Raw genomic sequence first — 24,997 nt, forward strand, 5'->3', positions numbered from 1 at the left:
TCATGAAGTCGAAAATTACCGGCATGAAACCCGAAGAAACCTTCAACAGCACCGATTTTAGACTGATAAAGCCTTGTTAAATAAGGCTTTCCAAGAAAAAAATTTAACCTTGAATGCCAACGAATGGCTACATTTAAGTGAAATCTGAAGAAAGCAGGTCCGATATGCAGGCACAAAAACTAAAATGGCATATGAGGCTAGCCATTGCTCTAGTGACCTCATCAATTTTGTTTTTGATGATATGGGTTTTTTCGCAGTTCAGGGAACCCCCAGGGTTCAACATTTTGATGAATACCTTACTGGTTTTTATGGCTTTTGTTTGTTTAGAAAGTATTAGAGTTACGCAAAGAAGTATATCGAAATGGAATCTTGAAAGCATTCCTTACGTTAAGAACATATTGGTTTTTGTGCTTCCAGTTCTAGTGGGAACCTTGGTCTATTCTGTTCTGTTTTATTTCTTTAAGTGGTTTGATTATTATCTTCTCGGCAGCGAACCCCCTCTACCACCCCATATGATTTCGGCAGGTTTGATAGGTTTGGTGCTCTCCCTGATTTTCGGACTCGTTCTTTGGGTGGTTACATGGAAAGACTCGTACTATAATGCCCTTATTAAAACTGAGACCTATAGGACAGAGATGATAAATGCGAACCTTCATACACTTCGTAACCAAATGGACCCTCATTTTTTGTTCAATAATTTCAATACCGTTTACTATTTGATTGATGAGAACCCCAGCGTGGCCAAAAAGTTTCTAAAGAATGTTTCCAATATCTATCGTCATGTTCTGAATCATTCCAATGAAAACCTGATAGAGGCGAAGGAGGAATATGAAGTAATGCTACAACATGTTGAGGTGCTAAAGGAGCGTTTTGGTCGGGCCCTTGAATTGAAAAATGAAGTCAACGGAAATCATCTAAAGGAAAAGCATCTTCCTCCTTTGGTATTGCATGAATTGGTGGAAAATGTAGTGAAGCACAATCGAATTGATGATGAAAACCATATTGTTCTGAAGCTTATGTCGACCCCGGACAACTTGATGCTTTCCAACAATAGAAATCCGAAAAAGGTAGCATACAGCACTAAGAATGGATTGCGCAATATAATTGCACGTTATGATCTTTTGACCGAATCCAAGGTATTGGTGGAAAAGGATGTTGATTGCTTTCAAGTGAAAATCCCCTTAATTGTTGCGGGCCATGAAAGCTAAAGTCATTATTGTAGAAGATGAGCCTAAGGCACAAAAACACCTAGAGAATCTTTTAGGTTTGTCTGGCTTTGATATTGTCGTAGAGGCACGTTTGTCAAGTGTGGAGTCGGCAGTAAAATGGCTGGAAGAAAATTCACATCCCGACATCTTGTTTTTAGATATTCATTTGTCTGACGGTATTTCTTTCGAGATTATGGAAAAAACAAGCCTCGAAGCCCCTATAATTTTTACGACCGCCTATGATGAATATGCAATAAAAGCGTTTAAGACAACAGGGATTGACTACTTACTTAAGCCATTGACCCATAAAGATGTCAATGAAGCGCTGGTGAAATTCTTTCGAACCAAGAATCAGTATTTTAAAGAGTGGATGGCAAAAAGCATGGAGTTAAAAAAGTACTTTCCAAATACTGCTTCACACAGCAATAAAGACCGGTTTCTGTTAAGGTCAGGGAATGAGATGCTGCCCTTTCATGTAGATGAGATTGCTTACTTTTTTAGAAGCGAAATTGTATTTGCCAAGACCTATGAGGGCTCCCAATTCTCAATCAATACATCATTGAATCAATTAGAAACTGCCCTTGATCCCAACAAATTTGTGCGGTTGAACAGACAACTTTTGACCAACATCGAAGCTATCGCGAAAATAAAACCGGGTAAAGGAGGTCAACTACTTGTAGAACTAAATCCGCAATACCACGAAACCGTTATTGTGAGTCAAGAACGCGCCAGTTGGCTTAAGAATCTGTTGGGTCAGATTTGATACATTTCAATAGTGCAAATACAGGTGTAACAATTTAATAAGAATCCAATCCTTTAGTAGTAATTAAAAAAACTGACAATGACCACTAAATTCAAAATACTCCTCTTTTTAGTAATTACAATCAATCTGTCTTGTAGCAATAACGAAACGAAATCCAATAAGAACAGTACAGATGTCATTCAATTGGTTTCCGATTCCTATGGTGCTCCTGTCTTTCTAAATGACAATAGGATTGAAAAAATAAAAGGAATCACAGATACACTACAGAAATTATTTAACGACCACTCGATTGAAAAGAAAATTCCTGGAATAGCCTATGGTATTGTCGTAGATGACACTCTGCTTATAGCTTCCACAACTGGAGTACTGAATATAGAGAATAAGAATCCAGTTAAACTGAACTCCTCTTTTCGTATAGCGTCCATGACAAAAAGCTTTACCGCAATGGCAATATTGAAACTAAGGGATGAAGGTTTGTTATCACTTAATGACCCTGTAAAGGATTTTATTCCTGAGTTGGAAGAGTTGCATTATTTAACAAGCGACTCCCCAATAATAGATATAGAAAACCTTTTAACGATGACGGCCGGATTTCCTGAGGACAATCCCTGGGGCGACCGTCAACTTGCACTGTCGGATGAAGCATTTACGGACCTTTTAGCCGATGGATTGTCAATGTCCAAGATACCATCGCATCAATATGAGTACAGTAATACTGGTTATGCCATGCTGGGACGAATTATCACAGTGGTCTCGGGAATGTCTTATCAAGAATATATTAGAAAGCAAATATTGCTTCCCTTGGGAATGAACAATACATATTGGGAATATTCAAATGTGCCTGATGGACAACTGGCAAATGGGTATAGATGGGAAGATGAAAAATGGAAAGAAGAACCCATACTACATGATGGCTCTTACGGGGCAATGGGTGGGCTGATAACATCAATAGAGGATTTTAGCAAATATGTCAGTTTCCACCTATCGGCATGGCCCGCGAGAAGTGAGAAAGAAAAAGGGCCTTTAAAACGGAGTACCCTTAGAGAAATGCATACGCCCCAATTCAATTTCCTAAATTCATGGAGCAGAGACTGGAATGGTGAAGCATGCGCCAGTATGATAGGCTATGGGTACGGGCTCGGAATTTCCATGGATTGTAAACGAATAACCCGTGTTTCCCACGGAGGGGCCTTACCCGGCTTTGGAAGCAACTATGCTTTTTTTCCAAAGTACGGTATTGGTCTTATGGCCTTTGGAAATCTAACTTATACCAGACCAATTCCCTATGATAAGATTGAGAAGTTACTTTTCGAAACTTTGGACTTAGAGGCCCGTACTCTTCCAACATCCAATATTTTGAGACAACGAAAAAATGAAATCGCAGATTTACTAAATAAGGATGAGTTTAGTTTTGAAAAAGACATTTTTGCAGAAAACCTCTTTTTGGATAGGTCTGAGGAAAAGCACAGGAAAGAAATCCAAGAAATATTGGATAAGGCCGGAGCAATTGAAAGTATTCAAAAATTACGACCAAGAAATCAATTGCGGGGAGATTTTAAAATACAATGTCAACATGGTGAGATTGATATTTTCTTCACTCTTACTCCGGAAAAAACGCCAATGATACAACGGTTAGATGTTTCATTTAAAGCTAATAACCAATAGGACGTATCAAAGAAATACACTTACGAAGACATATGTGCCTAACAGTATATAATTTAAAACTGGTAAGGGACGGTTTAAGAGACCGATAAGTGCAATACTAAACTATTTTCTTTTTCCAAAATTTCCAATTATAAAAACCACCATGGCTGGCACTACCCAACCCATATGAAAATTCTTTAAAGGAATCCAAGAAGTAAAGGGTGCTATTGCATCGCCATATCCGATGCTTCCCAAAAAATCTGGGACACTAAATAGTATGGTAATCAATACCACCCAACGGAACACTTTCCGTGAGGTGTATTTAACGGGTATAGCATTTAGCAATATCAAAACAATGGTTATGGGATAAATGAACATAAGTGCAGGTAGGGCTACGGCGATAATATATCCTACATTGAACTGCCCCATCAAAACTCCGAGTACACACCCAAGTATCGCGGTAGCCGTGTACGCTTTTTGCGATTCACCAAAACGACCTTTGATAAAATCTGCGGTTCCCGTAACAATACCCACTGCTGTTGTAAAACACGCTAAACTTACCAAAACAGTCAAAAATCCGTGCGCCACATTTCCCAAAGTGGCTAAACTGATACCACGCAATAAGGCGGTTCGCGAAATATCTGCCTCAAAGTTATCTTGAAACAAAGCTCCGGTAAACATCAATCCTGCATAAATAAGAAAAAGACCTAATCCGGCCAGAATTCCAGCCTTGGCAATTAATCGTTTCTTAGCCTCATAGTCTGCTTGTTTGTGTTTAAGATTGATGGAAATTATGATAACACCACCTACCACAACAGCACCTATGGCATCAAAGGTTTGGTAGCCTTCCAATATGGCATAAGAAAAAGGGCTATCAAATGTAGAAGGACCAAAAGAAAGGTCAAGGGTAACGGTTGCAATTCCCAATACCAAGAGTAATACAAATAAGATAGCAGGGGTAAGGAACTTTCCAATAATATCCAGAATCTTGGAGCGATTGATTACAAACACAAAGACCAATGCAAAGTAAACCAGACTGGTAATCAAAGAGGAAGTATCAGAAACAGGTTGGATAGCCATTTCGTGGGTTACCGAAGCGGTTCTAGGAGAGGGAAGGGCAATGGAAATGGCATAAACAATGTAACAGTATACTAAGCTGAATGTTGGCGAAACTTTTTCCGCAAAATTGAACATGGTACCTTGCAGTTTGGAATGAGCTACAATTCCAAGAATAGGAATTAACACGGCGGAAAGGCAAAACCCCAGGGCGACCAGCCACCACAGTTCTCCAGCTTTGAAACCAAGTTGAGGGGGTAGAATCAAGTTTCCGGCACCAAAAAAAAGAGAGAAAAGAGCAAAGGCTACTACAGCAATGGATTTTTTGTCCATACAGTGTTGATAATTTTTTGTGAAAGTAAATCAAATTGTTAACTTTCAAACATGTAGTTAGACGACGATTTTAAGCTATTGGCCGAGTATTGTGTATTTCATCGAAAAAACACCTTTTGGATTTTTTTCACAAAATAAAAAGTTATCAACAATCGTTGCACTATTATAAACCCAACAAAAACGAAAAACGTACCATAACTAATCAGCAACTAGCGATCCCAAATCGCGAAGCCTGCCCCCAAAATCCGACTTATGAAAAAAACCACTACCCAACATGGCAAAAAATTCTCTTCTTTCTTCTGCAATCTTTTTGGACATCATTATGTGGTTTCCAAAAAAGTAACAGAGCATATAAAAGAGTACAAATGTCTTCATTGTGCAAAACAAGTTACCACAGATGTAAGTGGGAGCCTGTCCCTGCTTACTCCTCAAATGCAGGAAATCAATAATACCTTAGAAGACATGTATCAAAAAAGAAAGAACAGAACAGTGCAGAGCGTCGCTTAATCCTGTTTACTCTTTATAAGAACAATTTTCGGATTTATTCCCGGAGATTAAGAAGGCGTCATTATTTGCAGTCGCGTGCCCCAAGACTGTTGAGTTGGAAATGCCCTTGGTTTTCGGGATTTTTTTATTTCTACTATTCCGAAAAAGAATTCCAACCCTGGGCTTGAATCGGGATTTTCGTATTGGCCCGAGTTACTAAATGAGCCCCTTCTTTCTTTTCCGTCATATGCCCGATTACCGTTAAATCTGGATTGCCTTTTATTTTGTCAAAGTCCTTTTGGTCAATGGTGAAGAGCAATTCATATTCTTCACCCCCGCTTAAAGCAATCATGGTGGAGTCCATTTTAAATTCTTCCGCGGTGGAAATTACCGTCGGGTCCAACGGAATCTTATCCTCAAAAAGATTACAGCCTACCTCACTTTGTTCACATAAATGCAAAATCTCTGACGAAAGACCATCGCTGATGTCAATCATGGCAGTAGGTTTCACGTCCAATTTTTCCAATAGCGCTATAATATCCTTACGGGCCTCGGGTTTCAATTGGCGTTCCACAATATATTGATAGGGTTCAAGATCGGGTTGGCTGGCAGGATTTACCTTGAAGACTTCCTTTTCGCGTTCCAAAACCTGAAGACCTAAATAAGGTCCTCCCAAATCACCACTCACCACGAGCAGGTCGTTAGGTTTTGCACCTTTTCGGTATATAATGTCTTTTTCTTCGGCAACACCGATGGCAGTAACACTGATGAGCATTCCTTTGGTAGATGAAGTTGTGTCGCCTCCAACCAAATCCACTTCATATAACTTACAAGCCATGGCCACACCGGCATAGAATTCTTCTAAGGCTTCAAGACCAAATCGATTGGATACCGCTACCGAAACCGTTATCTGTGTTGCCTTTGCATTCATGGCGTATATGTCGGATAGATTTACAATTACCGACTTGTACCCTAAGTGCTTGAGCGGAACATAGCTCAAATCAAAATGGACCCCTTCTACCAAAAGATCAGTGGAAATTACTGTCTTGAGCCCCTTGAAATCCAAAACAGCAGCATCATCACCAATCCCCTTTAGCGAAGAGTCGTGTATCAACTCAAAGTGTTGGGTCAAATGTTTTATTAAGGCAAATTCGCCTAGTGACTCCAGTGAGGTCCGTTGGGTATTTTTATCTTCAAGCATTGGGCAAAAGTAAACAGGAATGTAATAAGTTGTATCTTTAAGTAAACTTGAACCAGTAATGAAACAGCTCAGATGCTTACCCCATTTGCTGTACCTTCTTTTTATAGTTTGGGCATGTTCTTCAGATGACTCTAATTTTGGTGACCCCGGCTCAAATCAAAATCCTCCCCCGACTACAGGAGGTGATGAACCAGATATTGGGGACGGTGCTGTAAATCGTGGATTTGCCCCTTGTGAAGGTGGGAGTGCCGACATATATTCTTGCGATGGATATGACCTATTGCTTCAAATTAACCCTGCGGCTTTTGGAGCTGGAAGAGCGAATGATATTTGGGGCTGGACGGATACTACCACAAGTAGGGAATATGCTCTGTTGGGACTTGATAACGGGACCGCATTTATCGATATTACGGATACCGAAAATCCCGTCTACTTGGGAAAGATGCTCACAGCAACGACGGAAAGCATTTGGAGAGATCTAAAGGTTTATCAAGATTTTGTCTATGTCGTCGCAGAATCCGCAATGCACGGAATGCAAGTTTTTGATTTAAAACGTCTGAGAAATGTCCCCAACCCACCCGTTGTTTTCGAAGCAGATGCCAGATATACCCTTATTGGGAATTGCCACAACGTGGTAATCAATGAAGAAATGGGATTTGCTTATCCTGTAGGTACAGCAAGAAATGACGCATTTAATGGGGGTGTTCATTTTGTGGATATTCAGAATCCAACCGCCCCAAATGGAGTTGGGGGATATGCTGATGATGGATATACCCATGATGCCCAGGTTGTTACCTATAATGGACCGGATACGGATTATACAGGAAGAGAGATTTTTGTCGGTTCAAATGAAGATCAAATCGTTATTGTTGACATAACCGACAAGGCTAGCCCTTCACGGATAGAGACTCTGACGTATCCCAATATTGGGTATACTCATCAAGGCTGGTTTACTGAAGATCATCGTTTTTTTATTTTGGGAGATGAGCTGGATGAAACGGATTTTGGATTTAATTCCCGCACCTTGGTTTTTGATTTTGCGGATTTGGATAATCCCCAATTGCATATGACGTATTTGGGACCTACAGGAGCCATTGACCATAATGGATATGTTTTAGGGAACCAGTTTTTCTTGGCCAACTATACTGCAGGGGTTCGGATTTTGGATATTTCCCAAATAGAAAATGAGGTAATTACCGAAGAAGCTTTTTTTGATACCTTTCCTCAAAGCAATGTTGCACAATTTAATGGGGTTTGGAGTGTGTACCCTTATTTTCAGAGCGGGAAGATTATCTTAAGTGATACCAATTCTGGCCTGTTTGTTATTCAAAGTTCAAACTAGAAGATAATGAGAAGAATTTTTTTGTTCTTAATGATTTTGGTACTTGGGGCTTGTAATGATTCTGACGATAATGGAACAACAGTGGTGCCTGTTGAATTTTTAGGCGAATTAGACTGGGTCAAAAGTTTTGGAGGTTCGGGCGAGGATACTGCGCAATCCGTAATTCAAACTTCGGATGGTGGGTATGCCGTTCTAGGATATACCAATAGTACAGATGGAGACCTAGTAGAAAAGGCATTAAATGTAAATGATTATTGGCTGCTCAAGTTTGACTTGGATGGGAATCTGGAGTGGCATAAAACCTACGGAGGAAGCAAAGATGATAGGGGTCAGTCCGTCATCCAAACAAACGATAGAGGCTACGCTATTGTGGGCTACGCCATGAGTGACGATGGAGATGGAAGTAATAATGAAGGTTTCCATGACAATTGGATTTTGAGATTGGATGCCTCTGGAAACATTCTTTGGGAAAAGAGTTTTGGTTTTTCCGGTCATGATCATTCCTATGATGTCGTACAGACTTCGGATGGTGGTTTTTTCTTTTCCGGTTTTTTGGATGTAACCTCTTCAGGGGGAGAAGGGAATACGGGTAAAAATCCTTATTTAACAAGACACGGTGTTGGTGAGTTTTGGGGCACGCGACTGGATGCCAATGGGGACTTGATTTGGAGGCGGTACTTTGGTGGAACCAATAACGACCGTTCTTTTGGCGTGGTTGAAGCAAATGATGGAGGACTGGTTATGGTAGGCGCTTCGGAAAGTGACGATTTTGATATTTCCAATTCGAAAGGAAGCTACGACTTTTGGGTAGTTAAAGTGACTGCCAAGGGAGAAATGCTTTGGGAGAAATCATTTGGTGGAACAGGAATAGACAAAGCCTATGCCATCGTAAAAACTCAGGACAACGCCTACGCCATAGTTGGAAATACCTTCAGCATTGACACGGATATCTCGAAAAACAATGGTGAATCTGATGTTTGGCTGATAAAGGTTTCAGATATGGGAGAGTTACTTTGGGAGAAAACTTTTGGAGGGACTGCATTTGACGCTGCTCGTGGGCTAGGGAATACTTCGGATGGAGGTTTTGTTATAGCGGGAAATTCCAAAAGCTTGGATGGTAATGCCACCCAAAATATGGGAGAAAACGATCTTTGGATTATCAAAACCGATTCTGAAGGGAATGTTCTTTTTGAAAAATCCTTTGGAGGTGCCGATTTGGATTTTGGATTTGATGCCCTTGAGGACAAAAGTGGAAACTTAGTGCTGGTGGGCGAATCTTCAACCGCATTTTCACCCGAAATGGAACACCAAGGTTCCACAGACCTTGTAATTTTAAGAATAAAATAGCTGCTTACTCTGAAGCTTTCCCACTAATTGTTGCCAAAGCACCGGAAATTTTTTCAGCTATAGGGTCTTTGTCGGTTATGCCATGGCGCTTCAATAAATACTCAGGGTCATTATAGGTCAAAAACACTTTTCCGTCTGCTTCCCATATCAAAATCTTCTGGGGCAAATCAATGGCGATTGTTCTTGATGATTGCATTAATGGAGTGCCCAATTTGGGATTGCCGAATAGAATAAGTTTGGTTTTTGGTAGTTCTAAATCCACTCTTTTTGCGTTGCCAGTATGGTCCACTTCAGCTAGAATTCCAATATTCGGATTCGCATCCAAAGTCTTTTTGATGATTTCATAGGTGGACTCAAAGGAGTGATTGCTTGTTACTTGTATTAGTCCGTTGTTTGTTTCTTGACCGCTCATTTTACTTAAAATTAGTATTGAAAATAGGAGAACAAAGTTTCTCATGGGATATAAGTTAAAACCGTTTCAATTTGTTTAAAGATTGAATATTCATTGTAAAACAAAGCAGTAGTCGTAGAAAATAGAGAAACCTTATTGAAAGATTCGTTATTATAATGTTAGGAAACCTTGTAGAACCCTACTTATACAGTATATTTGTAAGCTATTTAGAATGAATCCAAGCGATTATGATTAAAGTTTCGGAAACAGCAAAGCGGAAAGTTGTAGCACTTATGACCGAAGAAGGTTTTGATTCAGACACGGATTTTGTTCGTGTAGGAGTCAAAAGCGGAGGTTGTAGTGGCTTATCATATGAACTAAAATTTGACAAAGCAGTCGGAGATACGGATAAATTGTTCGAGGACAATCAAGTGCGTATCATCGTGGACAAAAAGAGTTTCCTGTACCTAGTGGGTACCACTTTGGAGTATTCAGGAGGCCTTAATGGAAAAGGTTTTGTGTTCAATAATCCCAATGCCCAGCGCACTTGTGGATGTGGCGAGAGTTTTTCACTATAAAATGTTGATTGATTTCAATCGATTGACAAACAAATAAAACATGGCTTACACAGAAGAAGAGTTAAAAAAAGAACTGGAAACCAAAGAATACGAGTATGGTTTCTACACAGATATAGAATCCGATACCTTCCCCAAAGGTTTGAACGAAGAAATCGTCGTCGGAATTTCCAAGAAAAAAGAGGAGCCTGAATGGATGACAGAATGGCGTCTTGAAGCGTTTCGTGTTTGGAAGGAAATGGAAGAACCGGAATGGGCGAATGTCCATTATGAAAAACCCAACTTCCAGGATATATCCTATTATTCTGCTCCCAACAAGAAGCCAAAATATAACAGTTTGGATGAGGTAGACCCTGAGCTCTTGGAGACCTTCAAGAAACTGGGTATTTCCTTGGATGAACAGAAAAAGTTGGCGGGCGTTGCCGTTGACATTGTTATGGATTCCGTATCCGTGGCCACAACCTTCAAGAAGACATTGGCGGAAAAAGGAATTATTTTCTGTTCCATTTCTGAAGCCATTCAAGAGCATCCAGAACTGGTAAAAAAATATATTGGGACAGTTGTTCCACAAAAAGATAACTTTTATGCTGCCTTGAATTCAGCGGTTTTCTCTGATGGATCGTTCTGTTATATTCCAAAAGGAGTGAGATGCCCTATGGAGCTGTCCACTTATTTCCGTATCAATCAGGCGGGGACGGGACAGTTTGAAAGGACTCTTGTAATTGCTGACGAAGGAAGCTACGTGAGTTATTTGGAAGGTTGCACAGCTCCTTCGAGGGATGAAAACCAACTACATGCTGCGGTGGTTGAGCTTATTGCCTTGGATGATGCAGAAATAAAATATTCTACGGTGCAAAACTGGTTCCCTGGAGACAAGGAAGGAAAAGGAGGCGTTTTCAATTTTGTGACAAAACGAGGCCTTTGCGAGAAGAATGCCAAAATTTCGTGGACGCAAGTAGAAACAGGTTCCGCAGTAACCTGGAAATATCCTTCGTGTGTGTTGAAGGGTGACAATTCAATTGGTGAATTCTATTCCATTGCGGTCACGAACAATTTCCAGCAAGCGGATACAGGTACTAAAATGATTCACTTGGGTAAGAATACCAAGAGTACTATAATTTCAAAAGGTATTTCTGCAGGACAATCCCAAAACAGTTATCGTGGACTGGTTCAGGTGAACAGCAGGGCGGAAAATGCTCGTAATTTCTCGCAGTGCGATTCCTTATTGATGGGTAATCGTTGTGGTGCGCACACTTTCCCCTATATCGAGACTAAAAATAAATCGGCCCAAATAGAACATGAGGCGACCACCAGTAAAATTGGTGAGGACCAAATTTTCTATTGCAATCAAAGGGGCATCGACACGGAGAAGGCCATTGCACTTATTGTAAATGGCTTTAGCAAGGAAGTACTCAACAAATTACCTATGGAATTTGCTGTAGAGGCACAAAAACTATTGGAAATAAGCCTTGAAGGTTCAGTAGGATAATTAAAAAAACAGGTAAAATCAGCATCTCAATAGAGTTGCCAATCATAGAACAATGTTAGAAATAAAAGATTTACACGCAAGCATAGAGGATAAGAAAATCCTTAAGGGAATCAATTTAGAGGTGAATCCAGGTGAAGTGCACGCCATCATGGGACCAAACGGTTCAGGTAAAAGTACTTTGGCTTCGGTAATTGCAGGAAAAGAAGAGTTTGAAATAAAGAAAGGAAGCATTTCTTTGGATGGAGAAGATTTAGAAGAATTGGCCCCAGAAGAAAGAGCACACAACGGTATATTCATGTCATTTCAATACCCTGTGGAGATTCCAGGAGTTTCGGTCACAAACTTTATCAAAACTGCCATAAACGAATCCAGAAAAGCGAGAGGTTTAGAGGACATGCCCGCCAATGAGATGTTGAAGCTTATCCGTGAAAAGTCTGAACTTTTGGAAATAGACCGCAAGTTTTTGTCCCGTTCGCTGAACGAAGGTTTTTCTGGAGGTGAGAAAAAGCGTAACGAAATCTTCCAAATGGCCATGATGGAACCCAAGTTGGCCATTTTGGATGAAACGGATTCTGGATTGGATATAGATGCCCTTCGCATCGTGGCCAATGGAGTCAACAAATTGCGTAGCAAGGATAACGCTATTATAGTTATTACACATTACCAAAGATTGTTGGAATACATCGTTCCAGACTACGTACATGTTTTGCATGATGGAAAAATAGTGAAGTCAGGTTCAAAAGAACTGGCTCTTGAATTGGAAGAGAAAGGGTACGATTGGCTAAAACAAGAAGCCGTTTTATAGGAAAAAGATGGATTTAAAAGATAAATTACTCTCTTCTTTTTTAGCCTTTGAAAGTAATGTGGATTTGGATAACCCAGTCCATGAGGTTCGTTCGGAGGCCATAAAGAATTTTGAGAACAAAGGCTTTCCTTCCAAGAGGGAAGAAGCTTGGAAATACACATCCTTAAACAATCTTCAAAAGATAGATTTCAGCATTTTTCCCAAACAGGAAACTGCATTGGAATACAAGGATATCAAGAAATATTTCATTCATGAAATAGATACCTATAAGATTGTATTCATTGATGGAGTATACAGCTCCTACCTTTCCGAAACCACACATGACGGGGTTGATGTTTGTTTGATGAGTGCAGCGCTTACCAAACCTCAATACCGTCAGGTTATTGACGTCTACTTTAATAAAGTAGCTTCAAAAGATGAGTCTTTGACCAGTTTGAATACCGCTTTTAGCAAGGAAGGTGCGTATATCTATATTCCAAAAAATAAAATGCCCAAAAAGCCTATTCAAATTTTACACTTGGCCACTGGGAATGAGGCAGCTTTGTTGTTGCAACCTAGAAATTTGGTCATTGCAGAAGAGAATGCAGAGGTTCAAGTTATTGAGCGTCACCAGAGCTTAACAGGGAATGAGGTTCTTACCAATTCGGTTACCGAAATATTTGCTGCCCAGGATGCGATTGTGGATTATTACAAGGTTCAGAATGATGTGAGTACAGCATCATTGATTGACAACACGTATATCTCCCAGAAAGATAAAAGTGTAGTTCGTGTACATACTTTCTCGTTTGGAGGAAAACTGACCCGAAATAACCTGAACTTTTATCAAAACGGGGAGCGAATCGACTCTACCTTGAAGGGAGTGACCATTTTGGGTGAAAAACAGCATGTAGATCATCATACCTTGGTACACCACGCGCAGCCCAACTGTGAAAGTCACCAGGATTATAAAGGCATTTTTGGAGAGCAGTCAACGGGAGTCTTCAATGGTAAAATCATTGTGGACAAAATTGCTCAAAAGACCAACGCTTTTCAGCAGAATAACAATGTTTTGATTAGCGATAGGGCAACGGTGAACACCAAACCGCAGTTGGAAATCTTCGCGGATGATGTTAAGTGTTCCCACGGCTGTACAGTAGGTCAGTTGGATGAAGAAGCTCTTTTCTATTTGCAATCCCGAGGAATCCCAAAGAAAGAAGCTCAAGCTTTATTGATGTATGCTTTTGCCAATAATGTATTGGAAAGTGTACGTATCCCTGAATTAAAAACTCGTATCAATACGTTGATTGCGAATAAATTAGGGGTAAACCTTGGGTTCGACCTGTAATCCGTAAATTTTAGAGCTATGGGAATGGTGCGGACGAGTTTGGATGTAGCTACTATCAGAAAGGATTTCCCAATTCTAAATAGGGAGGTAAATGGAAGGCCTTTGGTCTATTTGGACAATGCGGCCACTTCCCAGACTCCTCAACAAGTCATTGATGTTATTGTGGACTACTACCATAACTACAATGCCAATATTCATAGGGGAGTGCATGCGCTTTCGCAAGAAGCTACAGATGCTTACGAGGAAGCAAGACAAAAAATCCAAAAGCATTTTAATATTGCCAAAGCCGATGAAGTAATATTCACTTCCGGGACGACACATGCCATCAATTTGGTCGCCAACGGTTTCTCTTCGTTCCTAAAGACAGGAGATGAGATTCTGGTATCGGCTATGGAGCACCATTCGAATATTGTTCCCTGGCAGATGTTGGCTGAAAGAACTGGGGCGGTATTAAAAGTTATCCCAATGAACCAGAATGGGGAGTTGGTCATGGAACAGTTTCATGAATTGCTTTCTGAAAAGACCCAATTGGTTTTCTGTAACCATATTTCCAATGCTTTGGGAACCATCAATCCTATTAAGGAAATTATTGATGCATCGCATGAGGTAGGTGCTGCTGTTTTGATAGATGGTGCTCAGGCTGCTCCTCATATTAAAGCGGATATGCAGGCTTTGGATGTTGATTTTTATACCGTTTCAGCACACAAGTTATGTGGGCCAACAGGAGTGGGTATGCTTTATGGTAAGGAGGAATGGCTGAAAAAACTGCCACCCTATCAAGGTGGTGGTGAGATGATTGCCGAAGTAACCTTTGAAAAAACTACCTATGCAGATTTACCTCATAAGTTTGAAGCTGGGACTCCGAATATTGCTGGTGGTATAGCCTTTGGGGCTGCTTTAGACTATCTGAACCAAATTGGTCTGGAAGCCATAGCACAGTATGAAGAAGAACTGTTGAAGTATGCTACCAAAAAGCTTTTGGACATTGAAGGATTAAAAATCTACGGTACTGCTGAAAAGAAAACCTCGGTGATATCATTCAATATTAAAGGGATACACCCTTATGATATTGGTACAATTCTGGACAAGTTAGGGATCGCAGTGCGTACGGGTCACCATTGCGCACAACCCATTATGGATTTTTACCAAATCCCAGGCACGGTGCGAGCCAGTTTCAGTTTTTATAACACTAAGGAAGAAGTGGATACACTCGTGGAAGGGGTTAAAAGGGCCAGAAACATGTTGCTCTAAAGTGGAGTTATCTTTCCCTTAAAAGATTGATTCGCTCTTACTCGAGTTGTACTTTTGAACAAAACTTATAAATGGGCATAGCAGAAATTCAAGAAGAAATTATAGATGAGTTTTCCATGTTTGATGACTGGATGCAACGGTACGAGTACATGATTGAGCTTGGCAAATCACTTCCTCTAATCGATGAAGCTTACAAGACTGATGATAATATCATCAAAGGATGTCAAAGCAAGGTTTGGGTACATGCCGAATTGGACGAAGACAAGCTTGTTTTTACTGCGGATAGTGATGCTATTATTACCAAAGGCATTATTGCCATTTTGATACGTGCTTTTAGTCACCAAAAGCCACAGGATATTATTGATGCCAACACCGATTTTATTGATGAAATCGGATTAAAGGAACATTTATCCCCAACTAGGGCCAATGGGTTGGTAAGTATGATAAAGCAGCTGAAATTGTATGCCATTGCCTATCAAACCCAGTTAAACTGAGAAGAAAAATGAGCGAAGAAATTGTAATAGATACCCAAGAATTGGGCGAAAAAATTGTCAAGGTCCTTAAAACTATTTATGACCCAGAAATTCCTGTGGATATTTATGAATTGGGACTTATTTATGACGTTTTCGTAAATGAGGATAATGATGTTAAGATTCTAATGACCTTAACATCTCCTAATTGCCCCGTGGCAGAAACTTTACCTGTTGAGGTTGAGGAAAAGGTAAAATCTTTGGATGTTCTTAATGATGTAGAGGTCGAGATTACTTTTGACCCACCTTGGACCCAAGATTTGATGAGCGAGGAAGCGAAGTTGGAACTTGGACTTTTGTAAAGTCATTCCGAACTTGTTTCGGAATCCGTTTAATTAAAAAGATTCCTGTTTTCACAGGAATGACAATATGGAAGAAGAAATAATAAATAGAGTAGCCCAAAGCAAATTAATCACCTTTGACCTTGAAGAACTTTATCAAGAGGGGGAACGTGTAACCCTCGATATCTCCCAATGGCTTTATGAAGGGTTAATTTTGCGGGAAAAAGAGTTCCGTGCGCAATTGGAAGAAATGGATTGGACCACCTATCAGGATAAATATGTGGCGCTTACCTGTTCTTCGGATGCCATTGTACCCGGATGGGCCTTTATGTTGGTAACCTCCAAATTGGCTCCCTTTGCCAAAAAAGTGGTTCAAGGTAATTTGGAAACCTTGGAAACTACTCTATATCAAGAACAGCTTACCCAGTATAACTTTTCTGATTTTAAGGATAAGCCTATTATAATAAAAGGTTGCGCTAATAAACCTGTTCCTCAAAATGCTTATCTCATGGCCATTACCAAAATTCAACAACTAGCCAAAAGCGTTATGTATGGGGAGGCTTGCTCCGCTGTGCCTCTTTTCAAAAAGAAATAGTCTTCTGACCTGTTATTTCCTGGAATGATTAATTGATGTTCGATTAAATAGTCGTTAAAGTAAGGCATGTAGGCAAAAACTGTATTTTACGTGTGACATTTTTTATTTTTGGGGTCTTAACACTAAACTCCATACTATGAAACACATTTTATTTACTTGTTTGCTATGCCTGTCCCTAGTTCCCGTATTTGGGCAAAAGACAGCTGAGGAAATTAAAGCTGAAATGGGACCAAAAAAGGATTCAATTGCCGCAATTCAGGGTAGAGTCAATGCCCTTCAAGCCGAACTGGATGCCCTACCAGGTTGGAAAATTGGCGCTTTTGGAACCATAGGCGGAAGCATTTCAGAGTTCAATAACTGGTTTGCCCAAGGGATTCCCAACAACTCTTCGGGGAATATTGGGTTCACCGTAAATGCCTTTGCCAATCTGCAGCAGGAAAAGTTCTTTTGGCGCAATGCAGCCAATGTCAATTTGGCTTGGGTAAAACTGGATGATGAGGACGACCCCACCGACGACAGTGGCTTTCGTGAGGCAACGGATGTCTTTAATATCTCTTCGCTTTATGGAAGAAAGTTGAGTGAAAAGTTTGCGATATCGGCCTTGGCCGAATACCGGACTACGCTTTTGAGCAATGTGAACAATCCAGGGTATTTGGATTTAGGTATTGGTGCCACCTGGACGCCCATTCCCGATTTGGTTGTTGTGATTCATCCTCTTAACTACAACTTTGTATTCAGTGATGAGGATACCATCTTTGAATCGTCTGCCGGTGCAAAAATTGTTGCAGACTATACCCGAAAAATTGGTGCAATCAGTTTTAAGAGTAATCTATCCATGTTCCAAAGTTATGAGGATGGTGATTTAAGTAACTGGACCTGGACCAATTCTTTTGCTTACACATTATGGAAAGTGATTGGTGTAGGATTTGATTTTGGACTGAGAAACAACCGACAGGAAACCTTGAACTTTGTTCAGAATTTGGCACCCACTCCTGACCCGGATGCCACGTTCGACTCCATTGATAATGAGCTACAAACGTATTGGACATTGGGTCTAAGCTATACCTTTTAATTGAAACAAAATAAAAAGAAAAGCCCTCCTTTTGGAGGGCTTTTTATGTGGGGCGAATTTGGGGTTTTAAGCTTTTTATACCACAGTCTAAAGTAGGTTAAGCGTATGGAAGACTTGCGGCAACACTATCACTTAAAAACAATATGAAAATAGTTTTTCTGTGGTTTGTGCTTAAATTTTTGTTGTGAACCGCAAGAAAGTTGTGGTGGGAGAACCTAGAGCGGGTCGTTCGTCGAAGAAGTGAACCGATGGCCTGAATTAAGAATGGTACTCATCCAAATGCTCTGGATATAAAAAATTATTATACGGGAATCGGGTCACATGGATATCACGAACTTCCTGGTACACCCGTTTTCTAAATTCATCCAGATTTTCTTTGTTCAGAGCTGAAATAAAAAGGGCTCGGTCTCCAATTTTGTTGAACCATGTTTTTTTCCATTCCTCTAAAGTGAAATGTGATGAGTTTCGCTCTGTGACCAAGTCGTCTTCAGGAATGGTTTCCGGGATATACTGGTCGATTTTATTGAAGACCATTATGGCTTTCTTATCAGAACTTCCGATTTCATCCAAAATTTGATTTACGGAAGCAATGTGCTCCTCAAAATTAGGATGGGAAATATCCACCACATGAAGCAGTAGGTCTGCTTCGCGAACTTCATCCAAGGTGCTCTTAAAACTTTCTACCAATTGTGTGGGTAACTTTCGGATGAATCCTACAGTATCACTCAATAAAAAAGGTAGGTTTCCAATCACAACTTTACGTACCGTGGTATCCAAAGTGGCAAAAAGCTTGTTTTCGGCAAAGACCTCACTCTTGCTAATAACATTCATTAAGGTAGATTTCCCCACGTTGGTATATCCTACCAAAGCAACTCTAACCAAGGCACCACGATTGCCACGCTGGGTTTCCATTTGACGGTCAATTTTTACCAGCTTCTTTTTAAGAAGTGCAATGCGGTCCCTAACAATACGACGGTCCGTTTCTATCTCGGTTTCCCCAGGACCGCGCATACCTATACCCCCTCGTTGCCGTTCCAAGTGTGTCCAAAGGCCAGTAAGGCGTGGCAACAAATACTCATATTGCGCCAGTTCTACTTGGGTTCTTGCATAGCTAGTTTGGGCTCTCTGGGCAAAAATGTCCAAAATGAGACTGGTACGGTCCAGGATTTTACAACGCAAAAGCTTTTCAATGTTGTTTTGCTGTGCAGGGGAAAGCTCATCATCAAATATGACTGAACCAATTTCGTTGTCCTTTACATATTGTTGTACCTCTTCCATTTTCCCGCTACCGATATAGGTTTTTGGATTCGGGGTCTCTACCCGTTGCACAAAGCGCTTGGACACCTCGCCGCCTGCTGTGTAGGTCAAAAACTCCAACTCATCCAAATACTCCCGTACCTTTTCTTCATTTTGGTTCTGATTGATGACCCCAATCAGTACCGCCTTTTCATACGCAATGGCCTTTTTTTCTAGCATAAGTCGTGGTAAAGTGCAAATCTACGTAATGTTTTGAAAGCGTTTTTTGTATTTTGTGATGAATAACTTCAAGCTTAACCCCAACATTTTGGAAGACCATTTTACCCTTGCATTCTATAATCTGGAGAATTTTTTTGATACGAAAGATGATGCCTATGTACTTGATGATGATTTCACTCCCGAAGGTTTTAAAAAATGGGATGAATCCAAGTTTCGAAGGAAAACCAAAAAATTGGCAAAAACTATTTCTAGGATAGGGGAAGGAGACAGTACTCTGCATCCCATTTTGGTCGGTATGGCCGAAGTAGAGAACAAAACGGTTATCAATGAATTGCTTTCCACTAAATCCCTAAAGGATTTAGACTACGCTTATGTACACTTCAACTCACCTGACGAACGAGGAATCGATACCGCTTTGGTATATGACCCAAAACACTTTTCAGTAATTGAAGCTGAGACCATTCCCTTATTGGTAGATAATGGTAATGGGGAACGTGATTTAACGCGAGACATATTATATGTGCATGGCAAATTACATGAGGAGGAGGTTCATGTATTTGTGAATCATTGGCCCTCAAGAAGGGATGGAGCTGAGAAAACAAGCCCTAAAAGAATAAAGGCCGCCGATACAATCATTCAGAAATTGGCAAGTATTCCGGAAGAGAATCCTAATTGTATCATTATGGGCGATTTCAATGACGACCCAAAATCAGAAAGTATCCAACGCTTAATGGACACCGGTAAGTTCATCAATCCCATGCAATCCTTATTATCTCCAAATTCGGGAAGCGCCAATTACAAAGGAGAATGGAGTTTATTTGATCAAATATTACTATCGCATAGCTTTTTGAACTTTGAAAAGGGGACCCACAGTTTTAAAAAAGCTAAGATTTTCGCGCCTAAATTTCTAAAAGAGTGGAAAGGAAAATATAAAGGGAATCCGTTTAGAACGTATGCGGGGAAGAAGTATTTGGGCGGCTATAGCGATCATTTTCCAGTATATGTAGTTTTAAAAGAAAATTAGAAGAAGGAAAAATACTACACAACACTATTTAAAACTTTCACAACAGCCCATCGAAAAAATCTATGTAATTCGTCGAAATAAAAAGGTTTTTTAACGATGATTCCTGCCACATAAAATAGTATTGTAGTCCAAATCTTACTCAACCACGATTATGGACTTTAAAATACCTACTTGGGCAACTAGGCTTTTTACACCGACTCTTCTACTCTTTTTTGGAGTGTTTTCCAGTTTTGGGCAAACCATTTTAGAGAGGCAAGAAATTCTTTTGGAATACAATCAACAAAAAATCACTTCTCTTATTTCAGAATTTGAAGAAGAAGCAAAGAATACAGCTTTGCGATTGGATGAAGTGAGCAAGACGACCCGCTGGAACAAAACGGAGAAATTAAGGGATGGAACCGAAGTCTCTTTAAACGATGTTGGCGAAGATGGCACACTGTTGTACTACACTACCCTAAATGACCCAACCAACCAGGTTTCAAGAGCGCAATCCCTATATTCTAATGGTACTTTAAATCTAGGTTTGGATGGAAGTGGAATGCAGGTTGGGGTTTGGGATAGTGGTATCGCCTTAAATTCCCATCAAGAGTTTGATACAAGAGCAAGTGCTGGAGACACCTCGCAAGAAGTGAGTCCGCATGCTACATTGGTCACGGGTAATATCATTTCTTCTGGGATGAAGCCAAAAGCAAGAGGCGTTGCATTTGGGGCAGAAGCCGTTACACATAATTGGACTAGAGATAAGATTGAGGTTGCGGAAGCAGCAGCTTCAGGCTTGCTTTTAAGTAACCATTCGTACGGGATTAAATCGGATCGTGTACCTGATTGGTATTTTGGGGCCTACATCAAAGTTTCACAAGATTGGGATAAAATCATGTATAATGCGCCCTACTATTTGATGGTCAATGCAGCTGGGAATTCACAAAGATCACAAGACAATGCATCACCAATTTATGGCAAAACGGCTGACGGATTTGATTTATTGCTAGGATTTACAACTTCAAAAAATGCATTAACGGTCGCAGGCGCAAATACCAAGCTAAATGGGAAGGGCGAGTTGTTGGAAGCCGAAGTTGCTGCCTATAGTAGCTTAGGACCTATTGATGATGGTAGAATCAAACCGGATTTAGCAGGCGATGGATCATCCATTTTTTCTACAACTTCACAAAGTAATTCCAGTTACGGAACCTCAACAGGAACTTCAATGGCAGCTCCTGGAGTAACGGGGTCTTTACTTCTACTTCAACAATATCATAATGAGCTTTTTGGTCATTTCATGAAGTCGGCCACCCTAAAGGGTCTTGCAATACACACTGCTGACGATGTTGGAACCCCTGGACCGGATTACAAAATGGGATGGGGTGTGCTTAATGCAAAAACTGCTGCAGAGACACTTCAGAATGAAGGATTCACAACTTTGATTGATGAAAGCCAATTAATGCAGGGAGAAACCTATTCGTTAGAAGTAGAAGCTTTGGGTACCGAAGATTTAATTATATCGGTTTCTTGGACAGATGTTGAAGGACAGTACATCAATAGAGGGGATCTCAACAGTACTACAAAAGCTTTGGTAAACGATTTAGATATTCGAGTGATACAGAACAATGAGACGAATTTACCCTGGAAGCTAAATCCTCATCGAGCGAATGATACAGCGACAAAAGCTGATAATTCGGTTGATCCCTTTGAGCGAGTCGATATTAAAAATGCAAAGGGATCGTATACCATTGTCATCAGTCATAAAGGAGAATTGAAAAATGGCTTTCAAGATTTTTCTTTGATTGTGTCTGGAGCAAAAATCTCAAACTGCTCGCTTCGAGCTCCTGAAAATATCGAGTTAGGTTCTTTGAATGAGGATTCATTGGTTGTTAATTGGTCAGAAGCAGAAGAAACCCTTTTTGAAGTTCGATACAAATCCAGTTCAGAAGCGAGTTGGAAATCTGATTTGATTACAGAAAACAACATTCAACTAGCTAACCTTATCATTGGCGAGGATTATGAGATTAAAGTTCGTACGATATGCACCGAAAGCAAAACTTCTGAGTTTTCTGAAGTGCTACGATTTACTTTTAATGGGACAGAGACCCAGATTTTGGAAAATGAAACTTTCAGTTTCAGTGGCTCACTGGGGATTAGTGTGTACCCTAATCCAGCGGTAAATGAATTGAAAATCGATGGTGAATTGTCTCAAGACGCGGTGTATTCCATTGTAACTTCATCTGGAACTATTGTTAAGAAAGGAAGCGCTGTTGAAAAAGTATCTGTCACAGATTTATCCTCCGGACTGTACATTCTGGTTGTACAAGACTATTCAGGCATACAAAGCACCAAGTTTTACAAGAATTAGTAACTCTTAGTTGAAAAAAGTTGGGGATTTTCAATCCCTGTTATAGAACCTTTTCGATTTCCTGTTCACTTAAAAGCTCTTCATTTCTGAGTCGTAAAAAAACTTGCGCCGTGGTAACTACATCCAATTCACAGTAGGAAACGATTCGGTCTAAATCATTATCTACGTAATAGACCGATTGAACCATGCTCCCGTCCATATCCTCTTTGGGCGAAGGAATACCTAGTACATGCGCCAGTAATTTTAAAGAAGTATAATGTTTATAATCCCCAAATTTCCAGAGCTCCATAGTATCCAAATGTGATACTTCCCAAGGCTTTTTACCAAACAAATCCAATTTGTAAGGAAGATTTAGGCCGTTGATTACCATCCTACGAGCAATATAAGGGAAGTCAAACTCCTTTCCGTTGTGCGCGCAAAGTAGGTGCTTAGCTTGGCTAAAATGCTCTTGAAGTAGCTGTTTAAATCTTTTAAGCAATTCCACTTCATCTCCATGGAAGGAAGTGACCCTAAAGCTCCGCGCATCATTTTTCAAATGGAAATAACCAACCGAAATGCAGATGATTTTTCCAAATTCGGCCCAAATACCGGCTCGTTCATAAAAGTCTTCAGGGGTTATTTCATCTTTTCGTTGGTATTGGGTTTTTTGTGCCCATAGGTCTTGGACACTTTCTTCCAAGGCAGAAAAATTGGGATGTTGGGGTACAGTTTCAATATCCAAAAACAGGATATGTTCAAGATTAAGTTTATAAAGCATGATTTGGAATTTTTATGGGCTGGAAGATATAAATTTTAGGAGATTTCTCACAGTTCCCTCACCAGTTCGGGACAAGGCTCGAAACGACTTTGGATTGTGCAAACTAAAAAAGTGAAGTCTGTTTTACAGGGCTTTCGTGCTCTAATAACCACTTTTTTCGGGAAAGTCCGCCGGCATAGCCAACCAAATCACCATTGCTTCCTATAACTCGATGACATGGAACCACTATCCAAAGCGGATTTTTTCCGTTGGCGGCAGCTACAGCTCTAATTGCTTTTACATCTCCAAGCTGTTTGGAAAGCTCAAGGTACGATATGGTTTTTCCGAAAGGGATGTTTTGGAGCTTTTCCCATACTTTTTTCTGAAAATCTGTTCCCTCAGGATTTAGTTTTAGAGTAAAATGTTGGCGTTTCCCCTCAAAATATTCTTGAAATTGATACACAGCATCCTCCAAAACCTCAGGAATTATACCTTTTGGTTTTTCTTCATCAAGAACACTAACATTGCATAGGCCATTTTCATCGCCTTTTATCTCCGCAAAACCTATAGGTGTCTCAATATAAGCGGTTTCCATTACTCAATTTCACTTTCTTCTTCAATAATTCCTAAACGCTTCGCTCGAGTTTCCCAGTTCTTTCTAGCCAATACTTGGAGGTCTTCCACATTGTCACTTTCGTCCATTATCTCCAAACCTAATAGAGTTTCGATTACATCTTCCATAGTTACCAGACCACTAACCGAACCATACTCATCCACAACCAAGGAAATATGGTCTCGTTGCTCCACAAACTTTTCAAAAAGCTCAGGAATGGGTTTGTTTCTTCGAGTTACCAATATCTCTCGCTTTAGAGTCGCCAGCGTCTCTTTTCCTTTTTTATTGATTATGGCTTCCAGCATTTCATCCTTAAGGACAAAGCCGGTGATATTGTCCGCTCGGTCCTTAAAAATTGGGATACGGGAGAAGCGTAAGGGTCTATTGTTTTCAAAGAATTCTTGAATGCTAGTATCTTCAGAGGCTATCTTCATAACGGTTCTTGGGGTCATGACGTCCTTAGCTTGAATTTCATCAAAAGTCAATAGGTTTTTTATCACCTTGGACTCAGATTCTTGAAAAACCCCTTCTTCTTCAGCGATATCGGTCATTGCCGTAAAATCTTCTCGGCTAAGTACGCTGCCATGGTGTCCTTTTCCGCCTACAAGCCTAGTAAACAATTGTAACAACCATAACAAACCTGTATACTTAAGAATCAACACCATAATTTTTAAGGACTTGGCTGTAAAATTGGCCAACTGTTTCCAATAAGTAGCGCCTATGGTTTTGGGAATAATCTCGGATGCCACTAAAATCAAAATCGTCATTATAGTTGACACGACACCGACCATCAAATCCTCAGTAAATTCCACACCAAAAATGGAACGGGTTTGGGTCCCATAAAGCTCGGCATAAGCCACCTTTGCTTGAACTCCAACCAAAATGGCACCTACTGTGTGGGCAATGGTATTTAGGGTGAGGATGGCAATAAGAGGTTTGTCCACATCTTTTTTTAATCCCTCCAATTGAATCGCGTATTCTTTGCCTTCTTGTTTTTTTACGTTGATGAAAGTTGGGGTTATGCTCAATAGCACCGCCTCCAAAATAGAGCATAAAAAAGAAAAGAAAATTGAAATGAAAGCGTAAAAGAGTAAAAGTCCCATAGTAT

At 40.2% G+C, this 24,997-nt stretch carries 24 protein-coding genes; 17 read left to right on the forward strand and 7 right to left on the reverse strand.

Annotation, left to right across the window (positions count from 1 at the left end; all coding sequences use genetic code 11):
• Positions 1 to 191: 191 nt before the first annotated feature.
• From CLV81_RS05070 to CLV81_RS05080, 3 genes are all read left to right on the forward strand, one after another.
• On the forward strand, positions 192 to 1,208 hold the full coding sequence (locus CLV81_RS05070) for a sensor histidine kinase (RefSeq protein WP_158259074.1): 1,017 nt from the start codon (positions 192 to 194) through the stop codon (positions 1,206 to 1,208).
• Positions 1,198 to 1,971 (forward strand): LytR/AlgR family response regulator transcription factor, encoded by a 774-nt coding sequence (locus CLV81_RS05075; RefSeq protein ID WP_106143955.1) that lies wholly within the window; start codon positions 1,198 to 1,200, stop codon positions 1,969 to 1,971. The genes CLV81_RS05070 and CLV81_RS05075 overlap by 11 nt, the downstream gene beginning before the upstream one ends.
• A 78-nt stretch (positions 1,972 to 2,049) precedes the next feature.
• Entirely contained in the window at positions 2,050 to 3,636 is a 1,587-nt protein-coding gene (locus tag CLV81_RS05080; RefSeq protein WP_106143956.1) for a serine hydrolase domain-containing protein, read from the forward strand.
• A gap of 102 nt (positions 3,637 to 3,738) precedes the next feature.
• On the opposite strand, the gene brnQ is transcribed toward CLV81_RS05080, so the two are convergent.
• Positions 3,739 to 5,004: a branched-chain amino acid transport system II carrier protein gene (gene brnQ / locus CLV81_RS05085; RefSeq protein WP_106143957.1), complete on the reverse strand. Its 1,266-nt coding sequence runs from the start codon at positions 5,002 to 5,004 to the stop codon at positions 3,739 to 3,741.
• A 252-nt stretch (positions 5,005 to 5,256) separates the two neighbouring features.
• Here brnQ and CLV81_RS05090 point away from each other — a divergent pair, with 252 nt between their 5' ends.
• Positions 5,257 to 5,511: a hypothetical protein gene (locus tag CLV81_RS05090; protein ID WP_106143958.1), complete on the forward strand. Its 255-nt coding sequence runs from the start codon at positions 5,257 to 5,259 to the stop codon at positions 5,509 to 5,511.
• Positions 5,512 to 5,644: 133 nt separating this feature from the next.
• Here CLV81_RS05090 and thiL read toward each other — a convergent pair whose 3' ends face one another.
• The gene (thiL, locus tag CLV81_RS05095; protein WP_106143959.1) at positions 5,645 to 6,691 is read right to left on the reverse strand and encodes a thiamine-phosphate kinase; all 1,047 of its coding nucleotides are present in this window, start codon (positions 6,689 to 6,691) and stop codon (positions 5,645 to 5,647) included.
• A gap of 58 nt (positions 6,692 to 6,749) precedes the next feature.
• On the opposite strand from thiL, the gene CLV81_RS05100 reads away from it, so the two are divergent.
• Positions 6,750 to 8,033 (forward strand): choice-of-anchor B family protein, encoded by a 1,284-nt coding sequence (locus CLV81_RS05100; protein WP_106143960.1) that lies wholly within the window; start codon positions 6,750 to 6,752, stop codon positions 8,031 to 8,033.
• Positions 8,034 to 8,039: 6 nt separating this feature from the next.
• Positions 8,040 to 9,380, forward strand: a complete 1,341-nt coding sequence (locus CLV81_RS05105) for a hypothetical protein (RefSeq protein ID WP_106143961.1) — start codon at positions 8,040 to 8,042, stop codon at positions 9,378 to 9,380.
• Between the two features lie 4 nt (positions 9,381 to 9,384).
• On the opposite strand, the gene CLV81_RS05110 is transcribed toward CLV81_RS05105, so the two are convergent.
• Positions 9,385 to 9,792, reverse strand: coding sequence for a DUF302 domain-containing protein (locus tag CLV81_RS05110; protein WP_245911924.1), 408 nt, complete (start codon positions 9,790 to 9,792; stop codon positions 9,385 to 9,387).
• Between the two features lie 227 nt (positions 9,793 to 10,019).
• Here CLV81_RS05110 and CLV81_RS05115 point away from each other — a divergent pair, with 227 nt between their 5' ends.
• From CLV81_RS05115 to CLV81_RS05155, 9 genes are all read left to right on the forward strand, one after another.
• Entirely contained in the window at positions 10,020 to 10,349 is a 330-nt protein-coding gene (locus CLV81_RS05115) for a HesB/IscA family protein (RefSeq protein ID WP_106143963.1), read from the forward strand.
• 40 nt (positions 10,350 to 10,389) lie between these two features.
• Entirely contained in the window at positions 10,390 to 11,835 is a 1,446-nt protein-coding gene (sufB, locus tag CLV81_RS05120; RefSeq protein ID WP_106143964.1) for a Fe-S cluster assembly protein SufB, read from the forward strand.
• Between the two features lie 52 nt (positions 11,836 to 11,887).
• The gene (gene sufC / locus CLV81_RS05125; protein ID WP_106143965.1) at positions 11,888 to 12,640 is read left to right on the forward strand and encodes a Fe-S cluster assembly ATPase SufC; all 753 of its coding nucleotides are present in this window, start codon (positions 11,888 to 11,890) and stop codon (positions 12,638 to 12,640) included.
• 7 nt (positions 12,641 to 12,647) lie between these two features.
• The gene (sufD, locus tag CLV81_RS05130; protein WP_106143966.1) at positions 12,648 to 13,964 is read left to right on the forward strand and encodes a Fe-S cluster assembly protein SufD; all 1,317 of its coding nucleotides are present in this window, start codon (positions 12,648 to 12,650) and stop codon (positions 13,962 to 13,964) included.
• A gap of 24 nt (positions 13,965 to 13,988) precedes the next feature.
• Complete coding sequence (locus tag CLV81_RS05135) at positions 13,989 to 15,215, forward strand: aminotransferase class V-fold PLP-dependent enzyme (protein WP_106144913.1); 1,227 nt, start codon at positions 13,989 to 13,991, stop codon at positions 15,213 to 15,215.
• A 71-nt stretch (positions 15,216 to 15,286) separates the two neighbouring features.
• The gene (locus CLV81_RS05140) at positions 15,287 to 15,709 is read left to right on the forward strand and encodes a SufE family protein (protein WP_106143967.1); all 423 of its coding nucleotides are present in this window, start codon (positions 15,287 to 15,289) and stop codon (positions 15,707 to 15,709) included.
• An 8-nt stretch (positions 15,710 to 15,717) separates the two neighbouring features.
• A complete protein-coding gene (locus CLV81_RS05145; protein ID WP_106143968.1) occupies positions 15,718 to 16,047 on the forward strand; it encodes a DUF59 domain-containing protein in 330 nt (109 codons plus the stop codon).
• Between the two features lie 67 nt (positions 16,048 to 16,114).
• Entirely contained in the window at positions 16,115 to 16,621 is a 507-nt protein-coding gene (locus CLV81_RS05150; protein WP_106143969.1) for a DUF2480 family protein, read from the forward strand.
• A gap of 136 nt (positions 16,622 to 16,757) precedes the next feature.
• Positions 16,758 to 17,693: a DUF3078 domain-containing protein gene (locus CLV81_RS05155; RefSeq protein WP_106143970.1), complete on the forward strand. Its 936-nt coding sequence runs from the start codon at positions 16,758 to 16,760 to the stop codon at positions 17,691 to 17,693.
• Between the two features lie 258 nt (positions 17,694 to 17,951).
• Here the strand turns inward: CLV81_RS05155 and hflX are convergent, their stop codons facing one another.
• Positions 17,952 to 19,169, reverse strand: coding sequence for a GTPase HflX (hflX, locus tag CLV81_RS05160; protein WP_106143971.1), 1,218 nt, complete (start codon positions 19,167 to 19,169; stop codon positions 17,952 to 17,954).
• A gap of 58 nt (positions 19,170 to 19,227) precedes the next feature.
• Between hflX and CLV81_RS05165 the strand changes: the two genes are divergently transcribed.
• Positions 19,228 to 20,193: an endonuclease/exonuclease/phosphatase family protein gene (locus tag CLV81_RS05165; RefSeq protein ID WP_106143972.1), complete on the forward strand. Its 966-nt coding sequence runs from the start codon at positions 19,228 to 19,230 to the stop codon at positions 20,191 to 20,193.
• Positions 20,194 to 20,344: 151 nt separating this feature from the next.
• Positions 20,345 to 22,540 (forward strand): S8 family serine peptidase, encoded by a 2,196-nt coding sequence (locus tag CLV81_RS05170; protein WP_106143973.1) that lies wholly within the window; start codon positions 20,345 to 20,347, stop codon positions 22,538 to 22,540.
• Between the two features lie 40 nt (positions 22,541 to 22,580).
• Here CLV81_RS05170 and CLV81_RS05175 read toward each other — a convergent pair whose 3' ends face one another.
• The 3 genes from CLV81_RS05175 to CLV81_RS05185 form a co-directional block, all read right to left on the reverse strand.
• The gene (locus CLV81_RS05175; RefSeq protein WP_106143974.1) at positions 22,581 to 23,297 is read right to left on the reverse strand and encodes a 3'-5' exonuclease; all 717 of its coding nucleotides are present in this window, start codon (positions 23,295 to 23,297) and stop codon (positions 22,581 to 22,583) included.
• 103 nt (positions 23,298 to 23,400) lie between these two features.
• Complete coding sequence (locus CLV81_RS05180) at positions 23,401 to 23,871, reverse strand: methylated-DNA--[protein]-cysteine S-methyltransferase (RefSeq protein WP_106143975.1); 471 nt, start codon at positions 23,869 to 23,871, stop codon at positions 23,401 to 23,403.
• On the reverse strand, positions 23,871 to 24,992 hold the full coding sequence (locus CLV81_RS05185; RefSeq protein ID WP_106143976.1) for a CNNM domain-containing protein: 1,122 nt from the start codon (positions 24,990 to 24,992) through the stop codon (positions 23,871 to 23,873). Before CLV81_RS05185 ends, CLV81_RS05180 begins: the two co-directional genes overlap by 1 nt.
• Positions 24,993 to 24,997: the final 5 nt, after the last annotated feature.

This window comes from Flagellimonas meridianipacifica (assembly GCF_003001695.1).
Taxonomy (GTDB): domain Bacteria; phylum Bacteroidota; class Bacteroidia; order Flavobacteriales; family Flavobacteriaceae; genus Flagellimonas; species Flagellimonas meridianipacifica.